The organism is Emticicia sp. 21SJ11W-3, assembly GCF_024138715.1.
Lineage (GTDB): Bacteria > Bacteroidota > Bacteroidia > Cytophagales > Spirosomataceae > Emticicia > Emticicia fluvialis.
In genome coordinates this window covers 794,977-814,089 of the sequence record NZ_CP092074.1, presented here as the reverse complement: position 1 = coordinate 814,089, position 19,113 = coordinate 794,977, and the positions used below count along the sequence as shown (strand labels likewise).

The window sequence follows — 19,113 nt, the reverse complement described above, 5'->3', positions numbered from 1 at the left end:
AACCAACCACCATTAAAAATAAATCAGATACGCCCTTATGTTTTCTCTGAACAATATAATACGCCAGCATATTCTTACACTTGCCCCCTATTCGTCGGCTCGTGATGAATACACCGGCAAAGAAGGTATCTTTCTTGATGCCAACGAAAACCCTTTCGGCTCGGTAATAGACGGAAATTATAACCGCTACCCGGACCCTCACCAGACAGACATAAAAGACAAGCTGGCTGTAATTAAAGGCGTGCGACCGGGGCAGATTTTTCTGGGCAACGGCTCTGACGAAGCCATTGATTTGCTGATTCGTGCTACCTGCGAGCCAAAGGAAGATAATATTCTGATAATGCCCCCAACCTACGGTATGTATAAGGTATGTGCCGATGTACAGAATACCCCGGTAATACAGGTGCCATTAACCACAGACTTCGAGATAAATACCGAAGCCGTACTGGCGGCGGTTACACCCCATATCAAACTGATATGGATTTGCTCGCCTAATAACCCATCGGGGAATCTGGTGAGCAGAGAGGCAGTTTTGGAGATTCTTGAAAAATTTACAACCGGGCTGGTAATAGTGGATGAAGCTTATATTGATTTTGCAGAGGCTGATTCTTTCACGAAATTGTTAGACAGCTACCCGAACCTGGTAGTATTGCAGACATTCTCTAAAGCATGGGGATTGGCCGCCTTACGCTTCGGGATGGCCTTTGCATCAGAAGACCTGATTAAGATTCTGAACAAAATCAAGTATCCGTATAACCTCAATGCCGTAACGCAATTGCTGATACTGGATGCCCTGAACAACGAAGATAAAAAGAACGCTTACGTACAGGATATCCTGAAAGCACGCCAGACACTGGCAGATATGCTGGGCACGCTGGCAATTGTAAAACACATTTACCCTTCAGACTCCAACCAGTTGCTGGTTAAGTTTGCAGATGCCAAAGCGGTTTTCAGATACCTGATTGACCGGAAGATTATCACCCGCGACCGCTCTAATGTACAGCTTTGCGAAGGTTGTATCCGTATATCGATAGGCACCGATGCCGAGAACGCCGCTTTGGTAGAAGCCCTGAAAGCCTACTGAAAATTATAAACAGCAAGCGCGGCCCTGTTAGTTTACAAAGGCCGCGCTTCTTTTTTTTTCAAGCTGAATGTTCAAGCGGTAAAATCAGTTTTTATCCGGGCTTAGCCAGTCTTTTCTCAGCTTCAACTGGGCAGGCGTTGGGTTGTCGGCTGGTTTCAACACATTCTTTTCTACTACCTCTACCAGCATGGCCGGTGCCGACAGCTTCACTATTTCTTCTTTACCTTCGCTGTTTTTACGGGCTACTTCCATCACTACCGGGTCTCCTTCTTTGGTGTTGTTGCTGTAATCATCCAACAGGTGCTGCACTTTGGTTAACTCAAATGGCTGGCCGTTCAGCGAGATAATCTCATCATTCTGCTGATACCCCATTTTCTTGCCAAAATCGTTCATGTTGCTGGCATTGGCTATTTTTATGCGCTTGGTTGCCGCACTATAGCCCAGGTTAATGCCACCAAGGCTGATTTTCTTCACGGTTGCCTCTGGCAAATAATCAATACCTACGCTCTTGAAAACATCAACCAATGGCAGTGGCTCGGGGCCTTCAACGTATTTGGTAAAAAACTCGCGGATTTCAGGATAAGTCAATGCCGTTATTTTATCAAACAACTCATCATCTTTAAACGACTTGGTTTTACCGTAGGTTTTGGCCAGGTCACGCATCAGGTTTTGTGTACCATACTTGCCGTCTGATAACTGACGGAGTCTGATATCCAGACACAGTGCAATCAAGGCGCCTTTATTATATACGTTCTGATACTGGTTTTTGTATTTATCCAGCACCTGCTTGCTCATTTCAGTAAACGGCAGTTTGTCGTTCACACGCTTCATGAAATTGATTTTATCCTGCAGCATATCCAGATACTGCGGCATTTCAATCAATCCATACTTCATCTGCATGTGTCCGGCGGCATATTCGGTAGCTCCTTCATACATCCAAAGGTGTTTACTCATCTTGGGCTGGTTAAAATCAAAATCGCCGATTTCTTCTGAATGGATGCTCAAAGGCGTAATGATATGAAAAAACTCATGCGAAGCCACGTCTTTTACTGTCTGCGAAAGCTCCTTCGAAGTACCTTCGGGCAGATAATAGAAAGACGAATACGAGTGTTCTAAGGCACCGTAGCTCATCAGGTTCGGGTTATCTGACAGCACAATCAGGAAGGCATATTTCTGAATCGGCAATTTGCCACCCAGGTAATCTTTCTGGGCATTCAGCAACGAGTTGATATTGGCTGCAATTTCCTTTGAGTTAGCTTTTTTATTGGGCGAAAAAACCGACACCAGAATATCAGCACCACCTACTTTCAGCACGGTGGTGTCCGGGCGGGTGTACAGTATCGGGGCATCAGACAAATCCATGTAGTTATCGGCCTCAAACACATCACGGTTGGCTGTGGTTGAAACAAAATTCATAGAAGTAGCGCCATAAAAGCCATCAGGCTTGGTGAATGACACCCGGTAAGGCACTTTTGTTAAACCATTAAAATAACCAAAAAAGCAGAAAGTATTAATGGCAAATTTTTTGTTGGCATCAATATCGCTACCGGCAGGCTCAAATATTTTTTCACCTTTAATTTCGGGCGAATCCCAGGTATCATCAATTTTATAGCTGATTCTATGCAGGTCTTTGGCATTTTTGATGGTCCAGCTGTTTACATCTGCCTTAGTAACCGGCAGCGTATCACCCTTGGCATTATAAGCCTTAAAGCCAGACACATAACGGCCAAAATCATAATTGGCATAAGTACCCGGCACAATTTTAGGCAGAAAATAGGTAATCTGGTCGACATTGATTTTAGGTGCCACCAGCGAAACCTCCAGTTTATCGTTCTGCACTTTGGTTAAATCAACCGAAAACTGATACAGGTTATTTTTTTGTGTTGATGAGGTGCTCACCGTGGCGCTTCTGGTACAGGCGGCCATAACGGCCATTGTCAGAAGCATACATGCAATTCTTTTCATAAATAATTGATTATAATTTGTCTAATAAACTCAGATGGATTGTAAACGCACAAAGTTATTAATTCGTATGACACCAAAAAACATACCGAACAGCAATTTACCACCTGTATCTCGTGGTGTCAGACACCATACCTGTGCTGCAAACCAATGATGCACGGCAAATAAGTAAAAAAAAACGAGTGCATCATCACCCATTATGGGGGATATTTCGTTTTTTAGCAAAACGTTGGAACATGATTTCAGGATTTGCCATACCGGGCCATGAAAGGGTATCAATTCTAAATCTTAAACTGGAAAAAGATGGAACTAGACTTTTCAATTGTTGATGTTTTTGCCGAGCAAAAATATCAGGGTAATCAGTTGGCTGTATTCCGCAATGCCGGAGAACTGACAGACGAGCAAATGCTGAAAATTGCCAGGGAAATCAATTTTCAGGAAACCACCTTTATTCTTTCTGATGAACCCTCAGACGGTGGCTATAACGTTCGGATTTTTACGCCCGAATACGAAGTACCCTTTGCAGGCCACCCTACGCTGGGTACGGCATTTGTGTTGATGGGCGATACCGGGTCTGAAATAACCTTAAACCTGAAAATAGGTAAAGTGCCTGTAAAACCAGCCGATGGAATACTCTGGCTTGAATTGAACAACCCTGTTTTTGGTGAAACCCTCTACACCGACCTGCCGCCTCTGCTGGGCATTGAACCCACCGATGTTGACGATACCCTGCCTGTTCAGCTGGTGTCAACCGGTTTGCCTTATCTGATTGTTCCGCTAAAAACCCTGAAAGCCGTGCAGCAGGTAAAACCAGAGGCCGCCGCCATTACCCAATGGCTTATTGACAACCAGCTGCATAAAAGTAATTCGGCCGATGGCCTTACCACTGCTTTCTTTGTGTTCTCGCCAGAAACACACGCAGAGGTAAATCATGTGCATGCCCGGATGCTCTGCCTCGAAAACCAGAAAATAGTAGAAGATGCCGCCACCGGCAGCGCCAATAGTTGCCTGCTGGCCTATTTGCTTAAGCATGAGCTGCCTGTTATTCATAAACTGGTAGAACAGGGGTACGAGATAAACCGCCCGTCGTTAATCAGTATTAAAGGCGAGCGAACCGACAACGAAAAGTATAAATTGCAGGTAGGGGGCAAAGCGCAGCTGGTTGCACAGGGCAAATGGTTTGTGTAACCGCATAATTTTACGATTTTTGCATAAAAAAGTGCAATACCCTTACAAAACTTAACCTGACACATGGCTAAGAATACATTCAGAAGTAAAACTCCGGCCCCTAAAAAATCAAAAGCTGCGGCCAGGCCCAGGCTCGCCTCCGTATGGGTAAGGCTGAAACGTACGCTGGTCAGGTTTGTTATCTTTTTCTTTGTTTCAAGCATCAGTGCCGTAGTGCTTTTCAAGTTTGTACCTGTGCCTTTTACGGCTACCATGCTGACAAGAAAAATAGAAGCCATTGCCGAAGGAAAAGACAGCGAGATACATTACCAGTGGGTTTCGTATGACAAAATATCAAAAGAAATGCCCTTAGCGGTGGTGGCTGCCGAAGACCAGCTTTTCCCTGACCATTACGGGTTTGATTTCGGGTCAATGAAAACCGCCTTTAACCGTAACCTGAAAGGCCGGAAGATACGAGGTGCCAGCACGATTTCGCAACAGGTGGCCAAAAACGTTTTTCTATGGCAAACCCGCAGCTACATCCGTAAAGCCATTGAGGTATATTTTACAGTACTGATAGAGCTTATCTGGGGCAAACAACGTATTCTGGAGGTGTATCTGAATGTAGCAGAAATGGGCGACAGGACATTTGGCGTTGAAGCGGCCTCTAACCGGTATTTTAATAAATCTGCCAAAAATATCAGCCGCGAACAGGCCGCACGGATAGCAGCCGTATTGCCCAGCCCCAGGAAATGGTCAATCCAGAATCCGGGGCCTTATGTAGCTCGCCGAACCAGTCAAATTGCCCGGCAAATGCGGGCTTTGGGTGGGCCATCTTATCTGAAAGACCTACGCCAGTTTTGATATAAGTCAGCATCAGCGGCCAAAGCAGCTCGCACTAGTCGCACGCTTGTGCGAGGTGTGCGAGGTGTGCGAATAGTGCGAGGTGTACGAGGTGTGCGATTCCGCACTAATCGCACTAATCGCACTTTCCGCACTTTCCGCACCAGAGTACAGAAAGTGCGGAAAGTGTGGTTAATGGTTTTCTGAACAAAGGCTACTCACTCTTATCTTTAATAATTATATTATTTATTTTGATTATTAATTATTGATAATCAAATAGTTACAAAAAAAGTACCCAATTCAGTTTAATTCATTTCATTTATCTAATTAAGAAATTATAATCGTACCAATCGTACGAATCGCACTCTGGTGCGATTGGTGCGATTAGTGCGAATCCGTACCAACCGTACTTTCCGTACCAGAGTACGGTTGGTACGGTTATCATCTTCCAAAACAGAATCTATCTTCTATAATATTATAGATAAATTAATTAATATATTGATTATCAATTAATTATAAACATCCATATTAATTGATGATGTAGTGCCTCGTACTATTCGTACTCTTGTGCGAGGTGTGCGAGGTGTGCGGTTGGTACGGTTATTGGCTTCCAAAACAGAATCTATCTTCAATAATATCATAAATATAACATTTAATGTATTGATTATCAATTAATTATAAAAATATCAATCTATTTGATGAAGAAATAAGGGTCGTACTAACTCGCACTATTCGCACTCTTGTGCGAGGTGTGCGAATCCGCACTTTCCGCACTTTAGTACATAAAGTGCGGAAAGTACAGGTCTAAGTAAATTACGCTGGTGGCTAATACTGGTTTCGATCGCTTTAGTGGCTCAACCCTACTTCACCCCAAATGCTACCTCGGTGTTTGCCCATGCCAGGGTTACTGAGTGCTTGTTCACTGCATACCACAGCTTTTCGCTGAATGCCTTTGCTTGCTTAGGCTTTACGGTTACACGCAGGGCATCCTGTGCGGCATCATACTTAAAGGCTCCCCATTGGTTAGGCACTTTATTAAATATGATGGTCCATTCGTTGGCACCGGGTATGGTAAAGAAACCATATTTGCCAGCCGGAAGCGTCTTGCCCTCAATGGTTACATCTTTAGCAAACGCAATGGTTGTGGCCTCATTGGCACCTGCACGCCATACTTCACCATAAGGCACCAGGTTACCCCAAATCTCGCGGCCTTTTACTGAGGGCTGGCCATAGTTAATAGTTACACTTTTACCATTGATAATGCCTGATGCCGTAACCGGCGGCGACGGACGTTTGGCTTTGTCGTCCTGCGCAGAGGCAGCAAATGAAAGAAATAAGAAGGCGAAAAAAACTGCTGCCAGCACCCCTGTTTTTGTGTTCTTTTGCATAGCTTTGTTAGTGTTTTAGAATTTAATTACTGATTCACCGAATCGACCTGACAATTTATGAAGCCTCTGCCAACGGTTCTATTCATAGCCTTTTCAAGTCTGTTCAAGATTATTCAAACCACCCCACAGCCCATAAACGCTTGAAAACCGATACAGATGACATACTGCTAACCCGATGCAAAACCCTGATTGAAGAGAAACTGGGCTGGGGAAACAGCACCCAATGGAGCAACCGCGATTTTGAAGAGTTATCACAACAGATATTTGATGTTACCTCTGTAACCCTCAGCCCCACCACGTTGAAGCGCATCTGGGGCAAGGTAAAGTATGAGTCTGCACCTACCGCCACTACCCTGAACACGCTGGCACAGTACACAGGTTTTGAAAACTGGCGGGATTTCCGTCAGCACCAGGCAGCCGAAATGCCACAGCAGGCGTCTGCCGTTACAGCGGCTCAAATACCTGCCAACAAACCCGAGGTACGCAAACGCCCGTATCTTTTCTCGTTTATTCTGCCCATTTTACTGGCAACAGGCATTGTAGGCTGGTTGTTGCTTGCAAAAAAAGACGTAAACACATCAGCGCAGCTGAACCCTGCCGATTACCAATTCAGCAGCAAAAAAGTGGTGGCATCGGGCGTACCTAATTCAGTTATTTTTGATTATGATGCCTCCAAAGCACCTGAAGATTCGGTGTATATTCAACAAAGCTGGGATTCCTCCAAACGAACCCGTGTTGCGCGCAATCAGCATCAGCATACCTCTATCTATTATTACCCGGGCTTTTTTCAGGCCAAGCTGGTAGTAGGCCATCAGGTTATCAAAGAGCATCAGCTTTTTATAAAAACCAACGGCTGGCTGCCGCTGATAAACCAGGAGCCTGTTCCGGTATATTTCAAACAGCAGGAGGCAATTCAAGACGGAAAACTGGGATTGACAGTTGAAAAAATAGAGGCACGGCATATCAACCTGCAACCCACCGCGCCATCGGTGCAATACATGAACCTGAAGGATTTCGGCGACATCAGCACTGATAGTTTCATTTATGAAACCACCATACAAAACACCTATAAAGAGGGTGCAGCCGTTTGCCAGTATTCAGAAATAGGCCTGCTTACCGAAGGTTCGGCTATCCTCATCCGGCTGTCGGCCAAAGGTTGTATTTCAGAAAACACCCTGTTCTATATCGACAAAGAAATACCTGGTAAAACCAACGACTTATCAGGTTTTGGGGTTGACTTCAACCACTTTGTAGCAGTTCGGTGTGAGGCAGTCAATAACCATGTAAAAATATTTGTAGACAATAAACTGGCGTTCGATTTCCCCCATAAAGGCGCAGGTAGCAAAATTATTGGCCTTACGTATCAGTTTCAGGGTGCAGGGCTTGTAGATGCTGTTAAACTTTCAAGAGGCAACGGCCAGGTTATTTATGAAGACACTTTTGGCCGTTAGGCCTTTCCAATTAATAGATTAAATGTATGAAACTACTTCTCTTTTTTCTGCCTTTGTTAAGCATAGCGGTTGAAGCTCAACAAAAACGCCCTCGAGAACTGGGCATCAAAACAGGGGTTATGAAACCCGGCATCAACAATGCCATAACAGATGTGGCCGGCGTAAAAATTGGGCATACCACCTTGGCAGACGGAGAGAAGATTCATACAGGCGTAACGGCCGTTGTTCCGCACGAGGGCAATCTTTTTCAGGATAAAGTACCTGCCGCCATTTTTGTAGCCAACGGTTTTGGCAAGCTAACGGGCATTAGCCAGGTGCAGGAACTAGGCAATATTGAAACGCCCATTGTGCTTACCAATACGCTTTCGGTACCCACCGCTGCCGACGCCGTGATTGACTACACCCTGGCACAAAAAGGCAACGAAAAGGTGCGGTCGGTGAATCCGGTTATCGGCGAAACCAACGACAGCTACCTGAACGACATAACCGGCAGGCACATTACCAAAGCACACGTACTGAAAGCCATAGAAACCGCCACCACCGGCAAAGTGCAGGAAGGCAACGTGGGTGCAGGCACCGGCACTGTCTGTTTCGGCTGGAAAGGCGGCATCGGTACGGCATCAAGGGTTTTGCCTGCCAAATCTGGCGGCTATACGGTGGGCGTAATTGTGCAAACCAATTTTGGTGGTGTATTACAAATAAACGGTGTGCCTGTGGGTGAAGAACTGAACCAGTATTTTTTGAACGACCAACTGAACGACCCTGCCGACGGGTCTTGTATGATAGTAGTGGCTACCGATGCGCCCATTACGGCGCGTAATCTGGAAAGGCTGGCCAAAAGGGCCATCTTCGGGCTGGCCAAAACCGGGGGCATTGCCTCTAACGGAAGTGGCGACTACGTAATTGCTTTCTCAACGGCCAAACCATTACGGGTGGCTCATAACGCTTCTACCCGATTCTATGAAGCTACTGAACTGCGGAATGATGACGTATCTCCGCTCTTTCTGGCTGCCATTGAGGCCACCGAAGAGGCCATCATTAATGCCATGTTTGCCGCACAAACCACCAAAGGCGCCAACGGCACCATCAAAGCTTTACCTACCGACAAGGTATTGGAACTAAGCCGGAAATACAACAAGCTGAAATAACCGCTCGCTACGGCCATACTGCCGTTAAAAAAGGTTTGATTTACCTGCATACCGCTGCCAGGCTATCTTGCACAGCCTGATGGGAAAGCCGTGGTGTTCAGCCATGCTCAGGCATTAGCTTTCTGTATCTTAAAAAATTTCATAACGCCACATAGGGGTAGTGGGCATCAGGGTTGTCTTGCTTAAACACCGCATCAGGCAGTGATGAAACAAAACCTTTTATTTATTAACAACAATTATAAACAATTATGAAAAAGATAGTATTGCTTTTAAGTTTACTAAGCTGCACCACCGCATTTGGCCAGTTGTTTACACCGGCTTATGAGCAGTTTTCTACCCAGGAGACCGCCTACATTTATCTGGCAGACGGCAACACGCTGGAAGGAACCGTCAGTTCGGTCAATCAAAAAAACGGACTTATCCAGAGCCTTGTGCTAAAGCCGAGCGGAGAAAGCAAAAAGACCAAAGTAAAAGCAGAAAGCATTACAGCGATGTATTTGCCCATCAGCCAATTCAACAAGATAAATAATGCCATAAACCTGACTTTCGATCCACGCAAATGGAGGGGAAAAGGCGTAAACAATGAGGTGATACAACAGGGCTATGCTTATTTTGAAAAAACCAGTATTGCCAATCATGCAAAAATAGACCAACTACTGCTGCAATTGGTAAACCCGACATTCAGCGAGAAAATCAAGGTATTTCATAATCCGCTGGGGGTTTCAACCAGAACTATGGAATTTAAAAATGGTTTTGCCATTGAAGATGAAGTTAACAAATCTTACTATGTAAAGATAGGTGATGCCGCAGCCTTAAAACTGAAAAAGAAAGATTATGAAGAGGCGTATGCCGTGCTATACAAAGACTGCCCTCAACTGGTTGATAAACTAAAAGGCAACCATAGCTGGATAAAATTTGACGAACACCTGCACGCCTACACCAAAGGCTGCAATTAATAAATTATAAGGGCAGCGTACAAAAACCTGCCCTTATGGTTATTTTTTTATCAGCTTGTTTGTTAATAACAGAAACGAGGTATCTCTCCGAGACCCATTCCGGTTTTGTTTGTTCAAATCAAGGCTGCCAATTACCAGGTCTTTATCGCCATCGCCATCCAGGTCTCCGGCATCCAATAGCAACCAGTTGCCAGATTTCACCTCTTTAATCGTATAAGGTTTAAAATTGAAGTTCCCCTGATTTTCAAGATACACAAAGCCTTCGGTGGGTTGATTTTTTCTATCCGGAAAATACGATATCGCTGCCAGGTCTACATCGCCATCCTTATCAAAATCAGCCGGAATAGCCTTAAAACAACCATTTACAGGAAAGAAAAAAGCCTGTTTAAATTCATATCTGCCGTTGTTCAGGTAGCCGTATATGCCGTGATAATTCTTCAATACGTTTCTGGAGAAATCGGCGTTATCTCCACTTACATACACAATATCTTTATGGCCGTCTTTATTTAAATCGGTTAACTCAAAGTAGGCAGAGCCATAAACGGGCGGAAACCGCAGTATTTCTTTGGTTTCAAAGTTTCCATTACCTTTATTCAACAATAAAAATATACCTTCCTGTGCCTGTGCAAACAAAACCCAAATATCCGGCAGGCCATCTTTGTTTTCGTCAGCAATATAGGCCTTAATGGCCCCGGGCAGCTCTCTTATTACCCGTTTTTCGTAGCCCTTGCCGTTCAGGTTTTTATACCAGGCCAGCACCCCGTTTGTGTTACCAAAGCTACAAATCAGCTGGTCTTTCCAACCGTCGTTATCCATATCAACAGCAAGGCTTTGTACGGGTCTTTGCAGGTTGTCAATCAACGGCGGGGTCTGGGCTGTGGCGTTAAGATCAAGTAATTTGCCTGTCCGTAAATCGTTAGGATGCAAGATGCCGATACTACTCATAAAACCACTGCGTTTACCGGGCTTTTTCAGGTCTCCATCAAAGTCGATATCTACAATTGTGGCATCAATTTTTCTGGCCGAAACTTCTTTCAGATTTTTATCCAATACATTCAGCGAACTATCAGCCAGGCTGGCTTCATAAATCTGCTGGTTGCCCTCGTCAATTCTGATATAGGTTGTTGAGGGGAAACTGCCTTTTCTGGCATAATGCGCACGTACCTCAAATAACCCGGTAATATCTTTGATAGGTGGGCGGTTCTGTGGCTTTAATTTTTCGGGTGCGTTATCAACATAGTACTTTACCAGCAACTCCCAATCTTCAATACTCATGGCCGATTTGCTGACAAAATAGCTTGAGTCTCCGTTGGTTTCCAGCTGTACATCGGGGTAAATCTTACCTCCGTTCATCTGAAAGCCCAGTTGCAGCGCCATCTCGGGCAACACACCTTGCTGCCAGGCCGACTTATCCAGTAGTTCAGGTTCAGGAAACAAATGGCATGATGCACAATGTTTTCTGGCCAGTTGCTCACCGGTACTCTGGCTGGCATCCTGCTGGTTGTTGCAGCTCATGGCAAATAATAAACTAAAAAAAGACAGAAAGCTTATTATCCTGAATAGGTTCATTGTGTCAATCTTATTTATTAATAAATTAACCTCTCCTGCATCATGCCGGAGAGGTTAAAAAAACACCTGTTATCAAGGCAATTATAGGTTTTTCTTCTTCAGCTCCTTCACAGCAAAATCTGCTGCACGGGCAGTAAGCGCCATGTAGGTTAACGATGGGTTAACGCATGAGGCCGAGGTCATACAGGCTCCGTCGGTTACAAATACGTTTTTCACATCATGAATCTGATTATTGGCATTTACTACTGAAGTTTTAGGGTCTCTACCCATACGGGCGGTACCCATTTCATGAATGGCCATGCCCAGATAAGAGCCGTTGTCGTAGCCTCTTACGTTTTTAACGCCTGCGCTTTCCAACATTTCTTTGGCATCGTTCAGCATATCAATGCGCATTTTTTTCTCGTTTTCTTTCAACTCTGCATCAAACACCACTATTGGCATACCCCATTTGTCTTTTTCGGTAGGGTGCAGATACATTCTGTTTTCATAATAGGGCAGGGTTTCACCAAAACCACTCAAGCCCATTGTCCATGCGCCAGGTTGGGTAACTTCGTTTTTATATTCTGCACCGAAGCTCAATTCGGCTACGTTGCGCTGCCATCCCTGACGACCAGACCCGGCACCACCCTGATAACCGAAACCACGCAGGTACTCACGTTTGTCGGTACCAATATTGCGGTAACGAGGCACATAAATACCGTTGGCACGGCGGCCATAAGAGTATTTATCAAGGCCACCCTCATAGATACCCGATGCACCTGTGCGGAAGTGGTGGTCCATGAGGTTATGACCCAACTGGCCTGAGTCATTACCCAACCCGTTAGGGAAACGGTTAGATTTTGAGTTAAGCATAATAGAAGTTGAACCCAAAGCGCTACCACAAACAAATACTATTTTAGCATAATATTCGGTTGGCTGAAGCGTAACGGCATCGGTTACTCTTACGCCTGTTGCACGTTTTTTGTTCTCATCATAGATGATTTCGGTTACAACCGAATCAGGACGCAAGGTAAGGCGACCAGTTTTAGCTGCCGGAGGCAATGTACAAGACTGCGTACTGAAATAGGCGCCATACGGACACCCCAAAGAACATTTGTTACGGTACTGGCATGAGGTACGGCCGATACCCAATTGTGCTTTGGCTGCCTCAGAAAGGTTAGCCACACGGCCAATGGTCATGTGCCTGCCCGGGAAGTTCTTCTCAATGCGTTTACGCACTTCTTTTTCTACCCAGTACATTTCCATCGGAGGCAGAAACTCGCTATCAGGCAATTGAGGCAGATTCAGTTTTTCGCCAGATATACCCACAAATTTTTCTACATAAGAGTACCACGGTGCCACATCTTTATAACGGATGGGCCAGTCAACGGCAATTCCGTCTTTTAGGTTGGCTTCAAAATCAAGGTCACTCCAACGATACGACTGACGCCCCCACATAATAGATTTACCACCTACAATACCCGGACGAAACCAGTCAAATCTTTTATCTTCTTTATACATAGAGTCTGAATCGTTCATCCAGTACTTTTCTGTCATTTCATTATAAGGGTAATCGCGCGACAATTTCGGATGAGATTCCTTCTGCGCAATGGTCAGGCGGCCGTTATATTGCATCTGCCATGGGTCTTTCATGGCGTTTTCATAACCGGTTACGTGCTCAAGCTGTTTGCCTTTTTCAAGCATAATTACACGCAGGCCTTTTTCTGTCAGTTCTTTTGCTGCCCAACCACCGGTAACACCCGAGCCAATCACGATGGCGTCGTAGGTCTGGGCTTTAATAGCATCTATATTTAAGTTCATTTGATTTGTCGGTACGTTTAACTGTGAATAGGTTAAGAATTAAATGGCCCAGGTTTTCTGGCCGGGTTTATAAGGCGCACTTCCATCGAATCTACCCGGTATCGGCAAATAGGCTAATGCCTGCGTAGCGCCAATTTCAGAGGTAAAATAACCTACGGTGGTTAGTTCTTTCATTCTTAAGAAGAAAGCCTTGTCGGTTGTCATGGTTTGTTTTACCATTTCATTCTTTTCGGCAACGCTCAGGCTCATAAAGTTTTTACCATATTTGGTTTTGCTGTCGGCATCCAACCTGGCAAGACCTGCGTAAAACTTATCCTGGTCTTCTTTCACATAGCAATCGCGCATTACTCTGACAATAAATTTCTCTGCTCCGGCTGCTTTTGCGCCCGGAGTATCTGTTGTCGGGATGATGACATCGGCCACTTCTGCTACCAATGCCTCCTGGTCGGCGGTAATAGCAACGCTTTCGCCGGTATTAAGTACTTGTCCCATTACGCCAGCTATTACCGGCGGAGATAATACCCCACCTACTAAGAGGGTAAGTCTCTGAACAGCTTCTCTACGATTCATTATAGATTAAGATTAAATAATATGGATAATGTAAAAAAAACGCGTCTGGAAATTTATTGAGTGATTGGTGATTTAGTGAATGAGTGATTGAGTGAATGAGTGATTGTTTTAATTGTGAAGGGTTGTAACTCAGTTTACATTGTGGCAAGCTACCCATTGTATTTATTGCTCATTTATCAATCCGCTGATTCACCATTCACTAATTCACTCATTCACTCATTCGTCATTCACTAATTCACTCAATCACTAAATCACTCATTCACTAAATGCTTAAATGCTTACCGATGAAAACTGTCTCCTACAAATTTCAGCACCTCGGGCAAAGCTGTTCGCCAGTAAGACCAGGTATGCCCGCCATCTCTCACCCTGAACTCATGTGGTATCTTCTTGTCTATCATCATGGCATGCAAGGCCATGTTACCTTTAATCAGGAAGTCGTCATCGCCGCAATCAATATAAAACTTTACTTTTTTAAGATCTTCGGCATTAGCCGTTTCTACAATCTTTATCGGAGCGTTTTTGTAATAATGCTCGGTAAGGCGTTCTTTGCCTTTCAGGTTCTTACCGTATAAATCGCCGAAAACATAATTCCATTGGTCCTGATTCTGATTGCCCGACACCACCTCTTCGTCTGTCCAAACGGCTGCACTTAATGGCGCTGCTGCCGTAAACATATCAGGGTGCTTGGTTGCATAGAGCAGCGTTCCCAGACCACCCATCGAAAGACCTGCTACCGCTCTGAACTCCCTTTTAGAACGTATCCGGTAGCTGGTTTCAATATAAGGAATAAACTCTTTTATGAAAAAATCTTCAAATTTTGTTTTTCCGTCGAACGAATTCATGTACCAGCTTACCCCGGCATCTGGCATTACAATAATCATGGGTGGAGCATCGCCACTATTAATGGTTTTATCTGCAATTTCGGGTGTCTGGCCAAATTGTGTCCAGCCGGTTTCGTCATCGGTATAGCCGTGCAACAGATACAGCACCGGATACATACGATTATTCTTCTCGTAGTCGGCAGGCAGGTAGATATTATACTTTACATCTTTACCTAAGATACTACTCTTTAGTTTCAAACTTTCTTTAACTATGCCTTGCTGGGCAAAAGAAAGGCTTGAAATGAATAACAGCAGAAGCAGATTTAGTTTTTTCATGATACTGAACAATTATTTTTGATGGAAACTTTCACTCACAAATTTCAGAACCTCCGGCAATGCGGTGCGCCAGTAGGTCCAGGTATGCCCACCCTGACGAACCCGGAACTCATGTGGTATTTTTTTATCAATCATCAGTGCATGCAGGGCCATATTACCTTTAATAAGGAAGTCGTCGTCGCCGCAATCAATATAATAACGCACTTTTTTGATTTCGTCAGGATTAGCCGTCTCAACAATTTTAAGGATTGAATTCTTCTGATAATGCGCGTTTAAACGGGCTGCCCCAACCAGATTGCTGCCATAACGCTGAGCATAAGAACTGGCCCATTGGGCGTCTGGCATGGCAAGTACTTCGTCGTCGGTGCGTACTCCGGCACTAAGAGGGGCCGCAGCCGCAAATAAATCAGGATGTTTGGTTGACATAATCAGGGTACCATAGCCCCCCATTGAGAGCCCGGCAATGGCACGATACCGTTTTTGACTTCGTACTCTGTAGTGAGACTCTATGTATGGAATAAACTCATTGATAAAAAAGTCTTCGTAGCGCACTTTACCATCAAAACTGTTCACATATCCGGTTACTCCGCCATCAGGCATGGCAATTATCATAGGTGCTGCTTCGCCGTTTTCAATCATCCGGTCGGCAATACTGTTGGCCTCACCAAATTGAACCCAGCCGGTTTCATCATCACCAAAACCATGTAACAGATAGAGTATAGGATAAGAACGATTAGACGCCTGGTAGTCTGCCGGCAGATAAATGTTATACTTTACATCTTTGCCTAAAATGGTACTCGGGATGGTAAGGCTTTCTTTTACGGTACCTTTCTGTGCCAATGCAGTTAGGGACAAAAATACAAACAACACAATAAAAGTGTGCTTCATTGCATAGGTAAAGGTTATAGGGTGAATACGTAGTAAATATAGTAAGAGATTGTGCTTCAATCCAAATTTAAAACAATTTCAAACCAGTTTAATACAAAAAACGAATGCAGCCGTTTTGCTTTTGCAAGCAAATACGGCTGTTCGTTCGTTCAGGGTCGGGAGTAATTAGTGTTTTGAAATTATGCCCCTACTACCTTTTTCAGGGTATTGTAGCTGGTAGTGAGGTTATCAACCGGCGACGGAGCGCCATCCTGCTCAACAAAATAGTATTTCATTCCGGCTGTTTTGGCTGCAGCAAACACAGGTGTATAATCAATGTATCCTTTGCCAATTTCAACAGGCATCTGTTTGTCTTTGCTAAGGTCTTTTACATGCCAGAGCGGGAACCGCCCCTTATGTTTGGCAAACAAAGCCACAGGGTCTATACCTGCCTTGATAGCCCAGGCGATGTCAAGCTCAAACTTCAATATATCAGCACTGGTTTGAGAGGCAAAAATATCAAACGGCAACTGGCCTTCAACTGGCTCAAACTCAGCGCTGTGGTTATGAAAAGCAAAGGTAATACCGGCTTTTTTACAGGCCTCACCTGTTTTTTGCAGCACTTCAAGCGACTGTTTTACTTCATCGAGCGTTTTAACCGGGGTGGTAGCACATACCAGGTACTTCACTCCGCCTTCGGCTGCATCGTCTACTACTTCCTGCATATTGTTCATCAGGTCTTTTATTGGCGGCAGTTTGGGCATTGGTCTTGCAGGGGCTTTGGGGTCGGTTTGTGCAGGCATAAGCATTCTGAACGGAGCCCCCATTACATGGTGCGACTGCCAGGTCATGCCCAGGTCTTTTACCAGTGTGGCAAATTCTTTGGGTTTCATGCCGTAGTAGCCGCCTTTCATGCTAAATGCCGACTCAATATTTTTATAGCCTATAGCTGCTATCTGCTTAAGCGTACCGCTTACGTCTTTATCAATTACTGACAAAGTGGTAAACAACTGAACGCCCGGTTCAAATTTTGTTTTGAAGTTTAACAGGTCTTTTGCCTGACCCTGCCATGCAAGGCCTCCGAGCGCTAATACCCCTGAATTCCTAAGGAAATCTCTTCTGTTTAACATTACTCTAAAAGTTTATTTTATATTCATTACCAATGTTTTACAGATAAAAACCGCTCAATAAGCTGCATCCGTTTTCTATATCTAAACTATTGCCTTTCGGGCGTCACGATCCGGATCGTTTTTAAGCATACATACGTCATCCAGAATCATGGTCTCGCCTTTGGCAGAAGTGTAAGGTGCCCATGCAGGCAGGCCACCACCGTTCGGGTTACCTGTGCGAACAAAATTCAGAAAAGATTTCGCCATTTTTTCTGACAACCGCCGTGGCCTTGCCCCACCACCGGTGTGGGTAAGCATCAGGTCTGTATTATAGAACCAGAAACAGATGTCGTCACAATGGAACGCCCTCATGCGGCCATCAAACAGCGGAGGCTGCCAGCCAAACCAGGCAACATATACCGGCGCCTTCTGAGACGCCTTGGCATCGGCTGCTGCGATGGCGTTTTTCCGGTTGCTAATAATCATTGACCAGATTTCAATGGGTTTTTTATCTTTAAATGCGTTTGAATAGGCATCTACAATATCAGCCGATTTATCACCAAATCTGGGTTTTAGCTTTTCTTGTACATCTGCCAGCGTTACTTTCTCCAGAGAAGCGTCCGTTCTGCTTGGGGCAAACTCGTTGAAAGTAGTACTAATGATAAGAGGTACATCAGCCGAAAAATGTCCGGCGTCTGAGAAGAAGGGTTTATCGCTCAGGAACTGCCCGTCTGCCACAGGAGCGTAGCCGCCTCTTTGCAGGTTAAGTCTTTTGGCTTCGTCAGCCAAAGAGGCCACTGCACGGTTGGCTATATCAATGTATTGTCTCCACGGAATCTGCTGTAGTTTGCCTACCTCGTTTGGCCCCAGACCTGCCTCTTTTAGCACAACTGCGCCTAGTTTTTCGGCATATTCTTTATTGACACCGCTCAGGGTTGTACCGCTTAATGCCACAGCCTTGTGGAACAACCCTTTGGCAGAAGGCATGGCCATCAGGGTGCATACCTTAGCACCACCACCCGACTGCCCAATGATAGTTACATTGCCGGGGTCTCCGCCAAAATTGGCAATATTTTCTTTAACCCATTCTAATGCCGCTACGATATCAAGCATACCTACATTGCCAGATGCAGCAAACCTGCTACCGGCTACACCAGCCAGATTGGTAAAACCCAGAGACCCAAGGCGATGGTTGAGCGAACAAAAAACCACGTCTCCCAGGCGGCTGATGTTTTCGCCATTGTATCCATCCTGCTCAATACCATTTCCGTTTACAAAGCCGCCACCATGTAGCCATACAATTACAGGTCTTTTTTTGGTGTCCAGAGCCGGTGTCCAGACATTTATGCGCAAGCAGTCTTCGCTCACATCATCATAATTCCAGTGGTCAACAAAAGAGGCATACTGATCGGCATAGCGTTTTTCCATTATTTGCGGAGCCGTATTACCCCACCAAACGGTTGGCTTGATACCGGCCCAGGGGTTTGGTTTTTGCGGAGGCATAAAACGGTTTTCGCCGCCTGTATCTGCGCCATAAGGAATACCCAGAAAAGTATGAATACCTCTTAAAATATAGCCTCTTATTTTGCCATAACTTGTGTTGGCCACAGCTATGTTATCACCTACAAACAATATCTGTTCATCGTCTTTTTCTTTAATTCCGAACGCTTGCGCATGGGCAGTTAAGGGCATAGCACTGCCCATACCCATTGTACCTACCCCGGCTGCACCTAACCCGAGTTTCTGAATAAAGTTTCTTCTGTTAGATTTCATATAGTTTTGTTTCAGTTGAATGATGGATGGTATATCAGGTTTGGCTGAAATACTTTTCAATTTACAACCCAGTTAATTGAATACAGTTGAAGAATCGACTTATGCCAAGAATCAGCATATAAAAGAAGATTTTATGACGATAATGTAATACCAAAAAGCCCAATATATGATTTTTCTAATATGCCATTATAACAATCACAGCCATTGATTCATAATGTAACAATAACACATGTACGCATATAAACAAAAAAAGCCGGTAATGCAGCATT

At 44.7% G+C, this 19,113-nt stretch carries 15 protein-coding genes; 6 read left to right on the top strand and 9 right to left on the bottom strand.

Annotated features, from left to right (window positions below):
- Nucleotides 1-37: 37 nt before the first annotated feature.
- Complete coding sequence (gene hisC, locus MB380_RS03345) at nucleotides 38-1,084, top strand: histidinol-phosphate transaminase (protein WP_253533326.1); 1,047 nt, start codon at nucleotides 38-40, stop codon at nucleotides 1,082-1,084.
- Between the two features lie 84 nt (nucleotides 1,085-1,168).
- On the opposite strand, the gene MB380_RS03340 is transcribed toward hisC, so the two are convergent.
- A complete protein-coding gene (locus MB380_RS03340; RefSeq protein WP_253533325.1) occupies nucleotides 1,169-3,049 on the bottom strand; it encodes a peptidase M61 in 1,881 nt (626 codons plus the stop codon).
- Nucleotides 3,050-3,349: 300 nt separating this feature from the next.
- Here MB380_RS03340 and MB380_RS03335 point away from each other — a divergent pair, with 300 nt between their 5' ends.
- Together MB380_RS03335 and mtgA are read left to right on the top strand one after the other, a co-directional pair.
- Entirely contained in the window at nucleotides 3,350-4,234 is an 885-nt protein-coding gene (locus MB380_RS03335; protein ID WP_253533323.1) for a PhzF family phenazine biosynthesis protein, read from the top strand.
- Nucleotides 4,235-4,297: 63 nt separating this feature from the next.
- Nucleotides 4,298-5,077 (top strand): monofunctional biosynthetic peptidoglycan transglycosylase, encoded by a 780-nt coding sequence (gene mtgA / locus MB380_RS03330; RefSeq protein WP_253533321.1) that lies wholly within the window; start codon nucleotides 4,298-4,300, stop codon nucleotides 5,075-5,077.
- An 839-nt stretch (nucleotides 5,078-5,916) separates the two neighbouring features.
- Here the strand turns inward: mtgA and MB380_RS03325 are convergent.
- Nucleotides 5,917-6,444, bottom strand: coding sequence for a DUF2911 domain-containing protein (locus MB380_RS03325; RefSeq protein WP_253533307.1), 528 nt, complete (start codon nucleotides 6,442-6,444; stop codon nucleotides 5,917-5,919).
- 140 nt (nucleotides 6,445-6,584) lie between these two features.
- Between MB380_RS03325 and MB380_RS03320 the strand changes: the two genes are divergently transcribed.
- The 3 genes from MB380_RS03320 (at nucleotide 6,585) to MB380_RS03310 (ending at nucleotide 9,999) form a co-directional block, all read left to right on the top strand.
- Nucleotides 6,585-7,895 carry a hypothetical protein gene (locus MB380_RS03320; protein WP_253533305.1) on the top strand — a complete coding sequence of 437 codons (1,311 nt, stop codon included), beginning with the start codon at nucleotides 6,585-6,587 and terminating at the stop codon, nucleotides 7,893-7,895.
- A gap of 26 nt (nucleotides 7,896-7,921) precedes the next feature.
- Nucleotides 7,922-9,043 carry a P1 family peptidase gene (locus MB380_RS03315; protein WP_253533303.1) on the top strand — a complete coding sequence of 374 codons (1,122 nt, stop codon included), beginning with the start codon at nucleotides 7,922-7,924 and terminating at the stop codon, nucleotides 9,041-9,043.
- Between the two features lie 248 nt (nucleotides 9,044-9,291).
- Nucleotides 9,292-9,999, top strand: a complete 708-nt coding sequence (locus MB380_RS03310; RefSeq protein ID WP_253533301.1) for a hypothetical protein — start codon at nucleotides 9,292-9,294, stop codon at nucleotides 9,997-9,999.
- Nucleotides 10,000-10,038: 39 nt separating this feature from the next.
- On the opposite strand, the gene MB380_RS03305 is transcribed toward MB380_RS03310, so the two are convergent.
- The 7 genes from MB380_RS03305 to MB380_RS03275 all read right to left on the bottom strand — a co-directional run bounded on the left by MB380_RS03305 (nucleotide 10,039) and on the right by MB380_RS03275 (nucleotide 18,844).
- Entirely contained in the window at nucleotides 10,039-11,568 is a 1,530-nt protein-coding gene (locus MB380_RS03305) for a VCBS repeat-containing protein (protein ID WP_253533299.1), read from the bottom strand.
- 81 nt (nucleotides 11,569-11,649) lie between these two features.
- Nucleotides 11,650-13,368, bottom strand: coding sequence for a GMC oxidoreductase (locus MB380_RS03300; protein WP_253533297.1), 1,719 nt, complete (start codon nucleotides 13,366-13,368; stop codon nucleotides 11,650-11,652).
- 39 nt (nucleotides 13,369-13,407) lie between these two features.
- A complete protein-coding gene (locus tag MB380_RS03295) occupies nucleotides 13,408-13,938 on the bottom strand; it encodes a gluconate 2-dehydrogenase subunit 3 family protein (RefSeq protein ID WP_101727376.1) in 531 nt (176 codons plus the stop codon).
- 278 nt (nucleotides 13,939-14,216) lie between these two features.
- Nucleotides 14,217-15,095: an esterase family protein gene (locus MB380_RS03290; RefSeq protein WP_253533295.1), complete on the bottom strand. Its 879-nt coding sequence runs from the start codon at nucleotides 15,093-15,095 to the stop codon at nucleotides 14,217-14,219.
- 12 nt (nucleotides 15,096-15,107) lie between these two features.
- A complete protein-coding gene (locus tag MB380_RS03285) occupies nucleotides 15,108-15,983 on the bottom strand; it encodes an esterase family protein (protein ID WP_253533293.1) in 876 nt (291 codons plus the stop codon).
- Between the two features lie 179 nt (nucleotides 15,984-16,162).
- The gene (locus MB380_RS03280) at nucleotides 16,163-17,092 is read right to left on the bottom strand and encodes a sugar phosphate isomerase/epimerase (RefSeq protein WP_253533291.1); all 930 of its coding nucleotides are present in this window, start codon (nucleotides 17,090-17,092) and stop codon (nucleotides 16,163-16,165) included.
- Between the two features lie 81 nt (nucleotides 17,093-17,173).
- Entirely contained in the window at nucleotides 17,174-18,844 is a 1,671-nt protein-coding gene (locus tag MB380_RS03275; RefSeq protein WP_253535519.1) for a carboxylesterase/lipase family protein, read from the bottom strand.
- Between the last annotated feature and the right edge of the window lie 269 nt (nucleotides 18,845-19,113).

Excerpts from the sequence above, each read along its gene's own strand:
- MB380_RS03285 (WP_253533293.1), bottom strand. The coding sequence starts at position 15,983 with ATGAAGCACACTTTTATTGTGTTGTTTGTATTTTTGTCCCTAACTGCA.
- MB380_RS03325 (WP_253533307.1), bottom strand. The coding sequence starts at position 6,444 with ATGCAAAAGAACACAAAAACAGGGGTGCTGGCAGCAGTTTTTTTCGCC.
- MB380_RS03305 (WP_253533299.1), bottom strand. The coding sequence starts at position 11,568 with ATGAACCTATTCAGGATAATAAGCTTTCTGTCTTTTTTTAGTTTATTA.
- MB380_RS03290 (WP_253533295.1), bottom strand. The coding sequence starts at position 15,095 with ATGAAAAAACTAAATCTGCTTCTGCTGTTATTCATTTCAAGCCTTTCT.
- hisC (WP_253533326.1), top strand. The coding sequence starts at position 38 with ATGTTTTCTCTGAACAATATAATACGCCAGCATATTCTTACACTTGCC.
- MB380_RS03335 (WP_253533323.1), top strand. The coding sequence starts at position 3,350 with ATGGAACTAGACTTTTCAATTGTTGATGTTTTTGCCGAGCAAAAATAT.
- MB380_RS03315 (WP_253533303.1), top strand. The coding sequence starts at position 7,922 with ATGAAACTACTTCTCTTTTTTCTGCCTTTGTTAAGCATAGCGGTTGAA.
- MB380_RS03275 (WP_253535519.1), bottom strand. The coding sequence starts at position 18,844 with ATGAAATCTAACAGAAGAAACTTTATTCAGAAACTCGGGTTAGGTGCA.
- MB380_RS03295 (WP_101727376.1), bottom strand. The coding sequence starts at position 13,938 with ATGAATCGTAGAGAAGCTGTTCAGAGACTTACCCTCTTAGTAGGTGGG.
- MB380_RS03340 (WP_253533325.1), bottom strand. The coding sequence starts at position 3,049 with ATGAAAAGAATTGCATGTATGCTTCTGACAATGGCCGTTATGGCCGCC.
- MB380_RS03280 (WP_253533291.1), bottom strand. The coding sequence starts at position 17,092 with ATGTTAAACAGAAGAGATTTCCTTAGGAATTCAGGGGTATTAGCGCTC.
- MB380_RS03310 (WP_253533301.1), top strand. The coding sequence starts at position 9,292 with ATGAAAAAGATAGTATTGCTTTTAAGTTTACTAAGCTGCACCACCGCA.
- mtgA (WP_253533321.1), top strand. The coding sequence starts at position 4,298 with ATGGCTAAGAATACATTCAGAAGTAAAACTCCGGCCCCTAAAAAATCA.
- MB380_RS03300 (WP_253533297.1), bottom strand. The coding sequence starts at position 13,368 with ATGAACTTAAATATAGATGCTATTAAAGCCCAGACCTACGACGCCATC.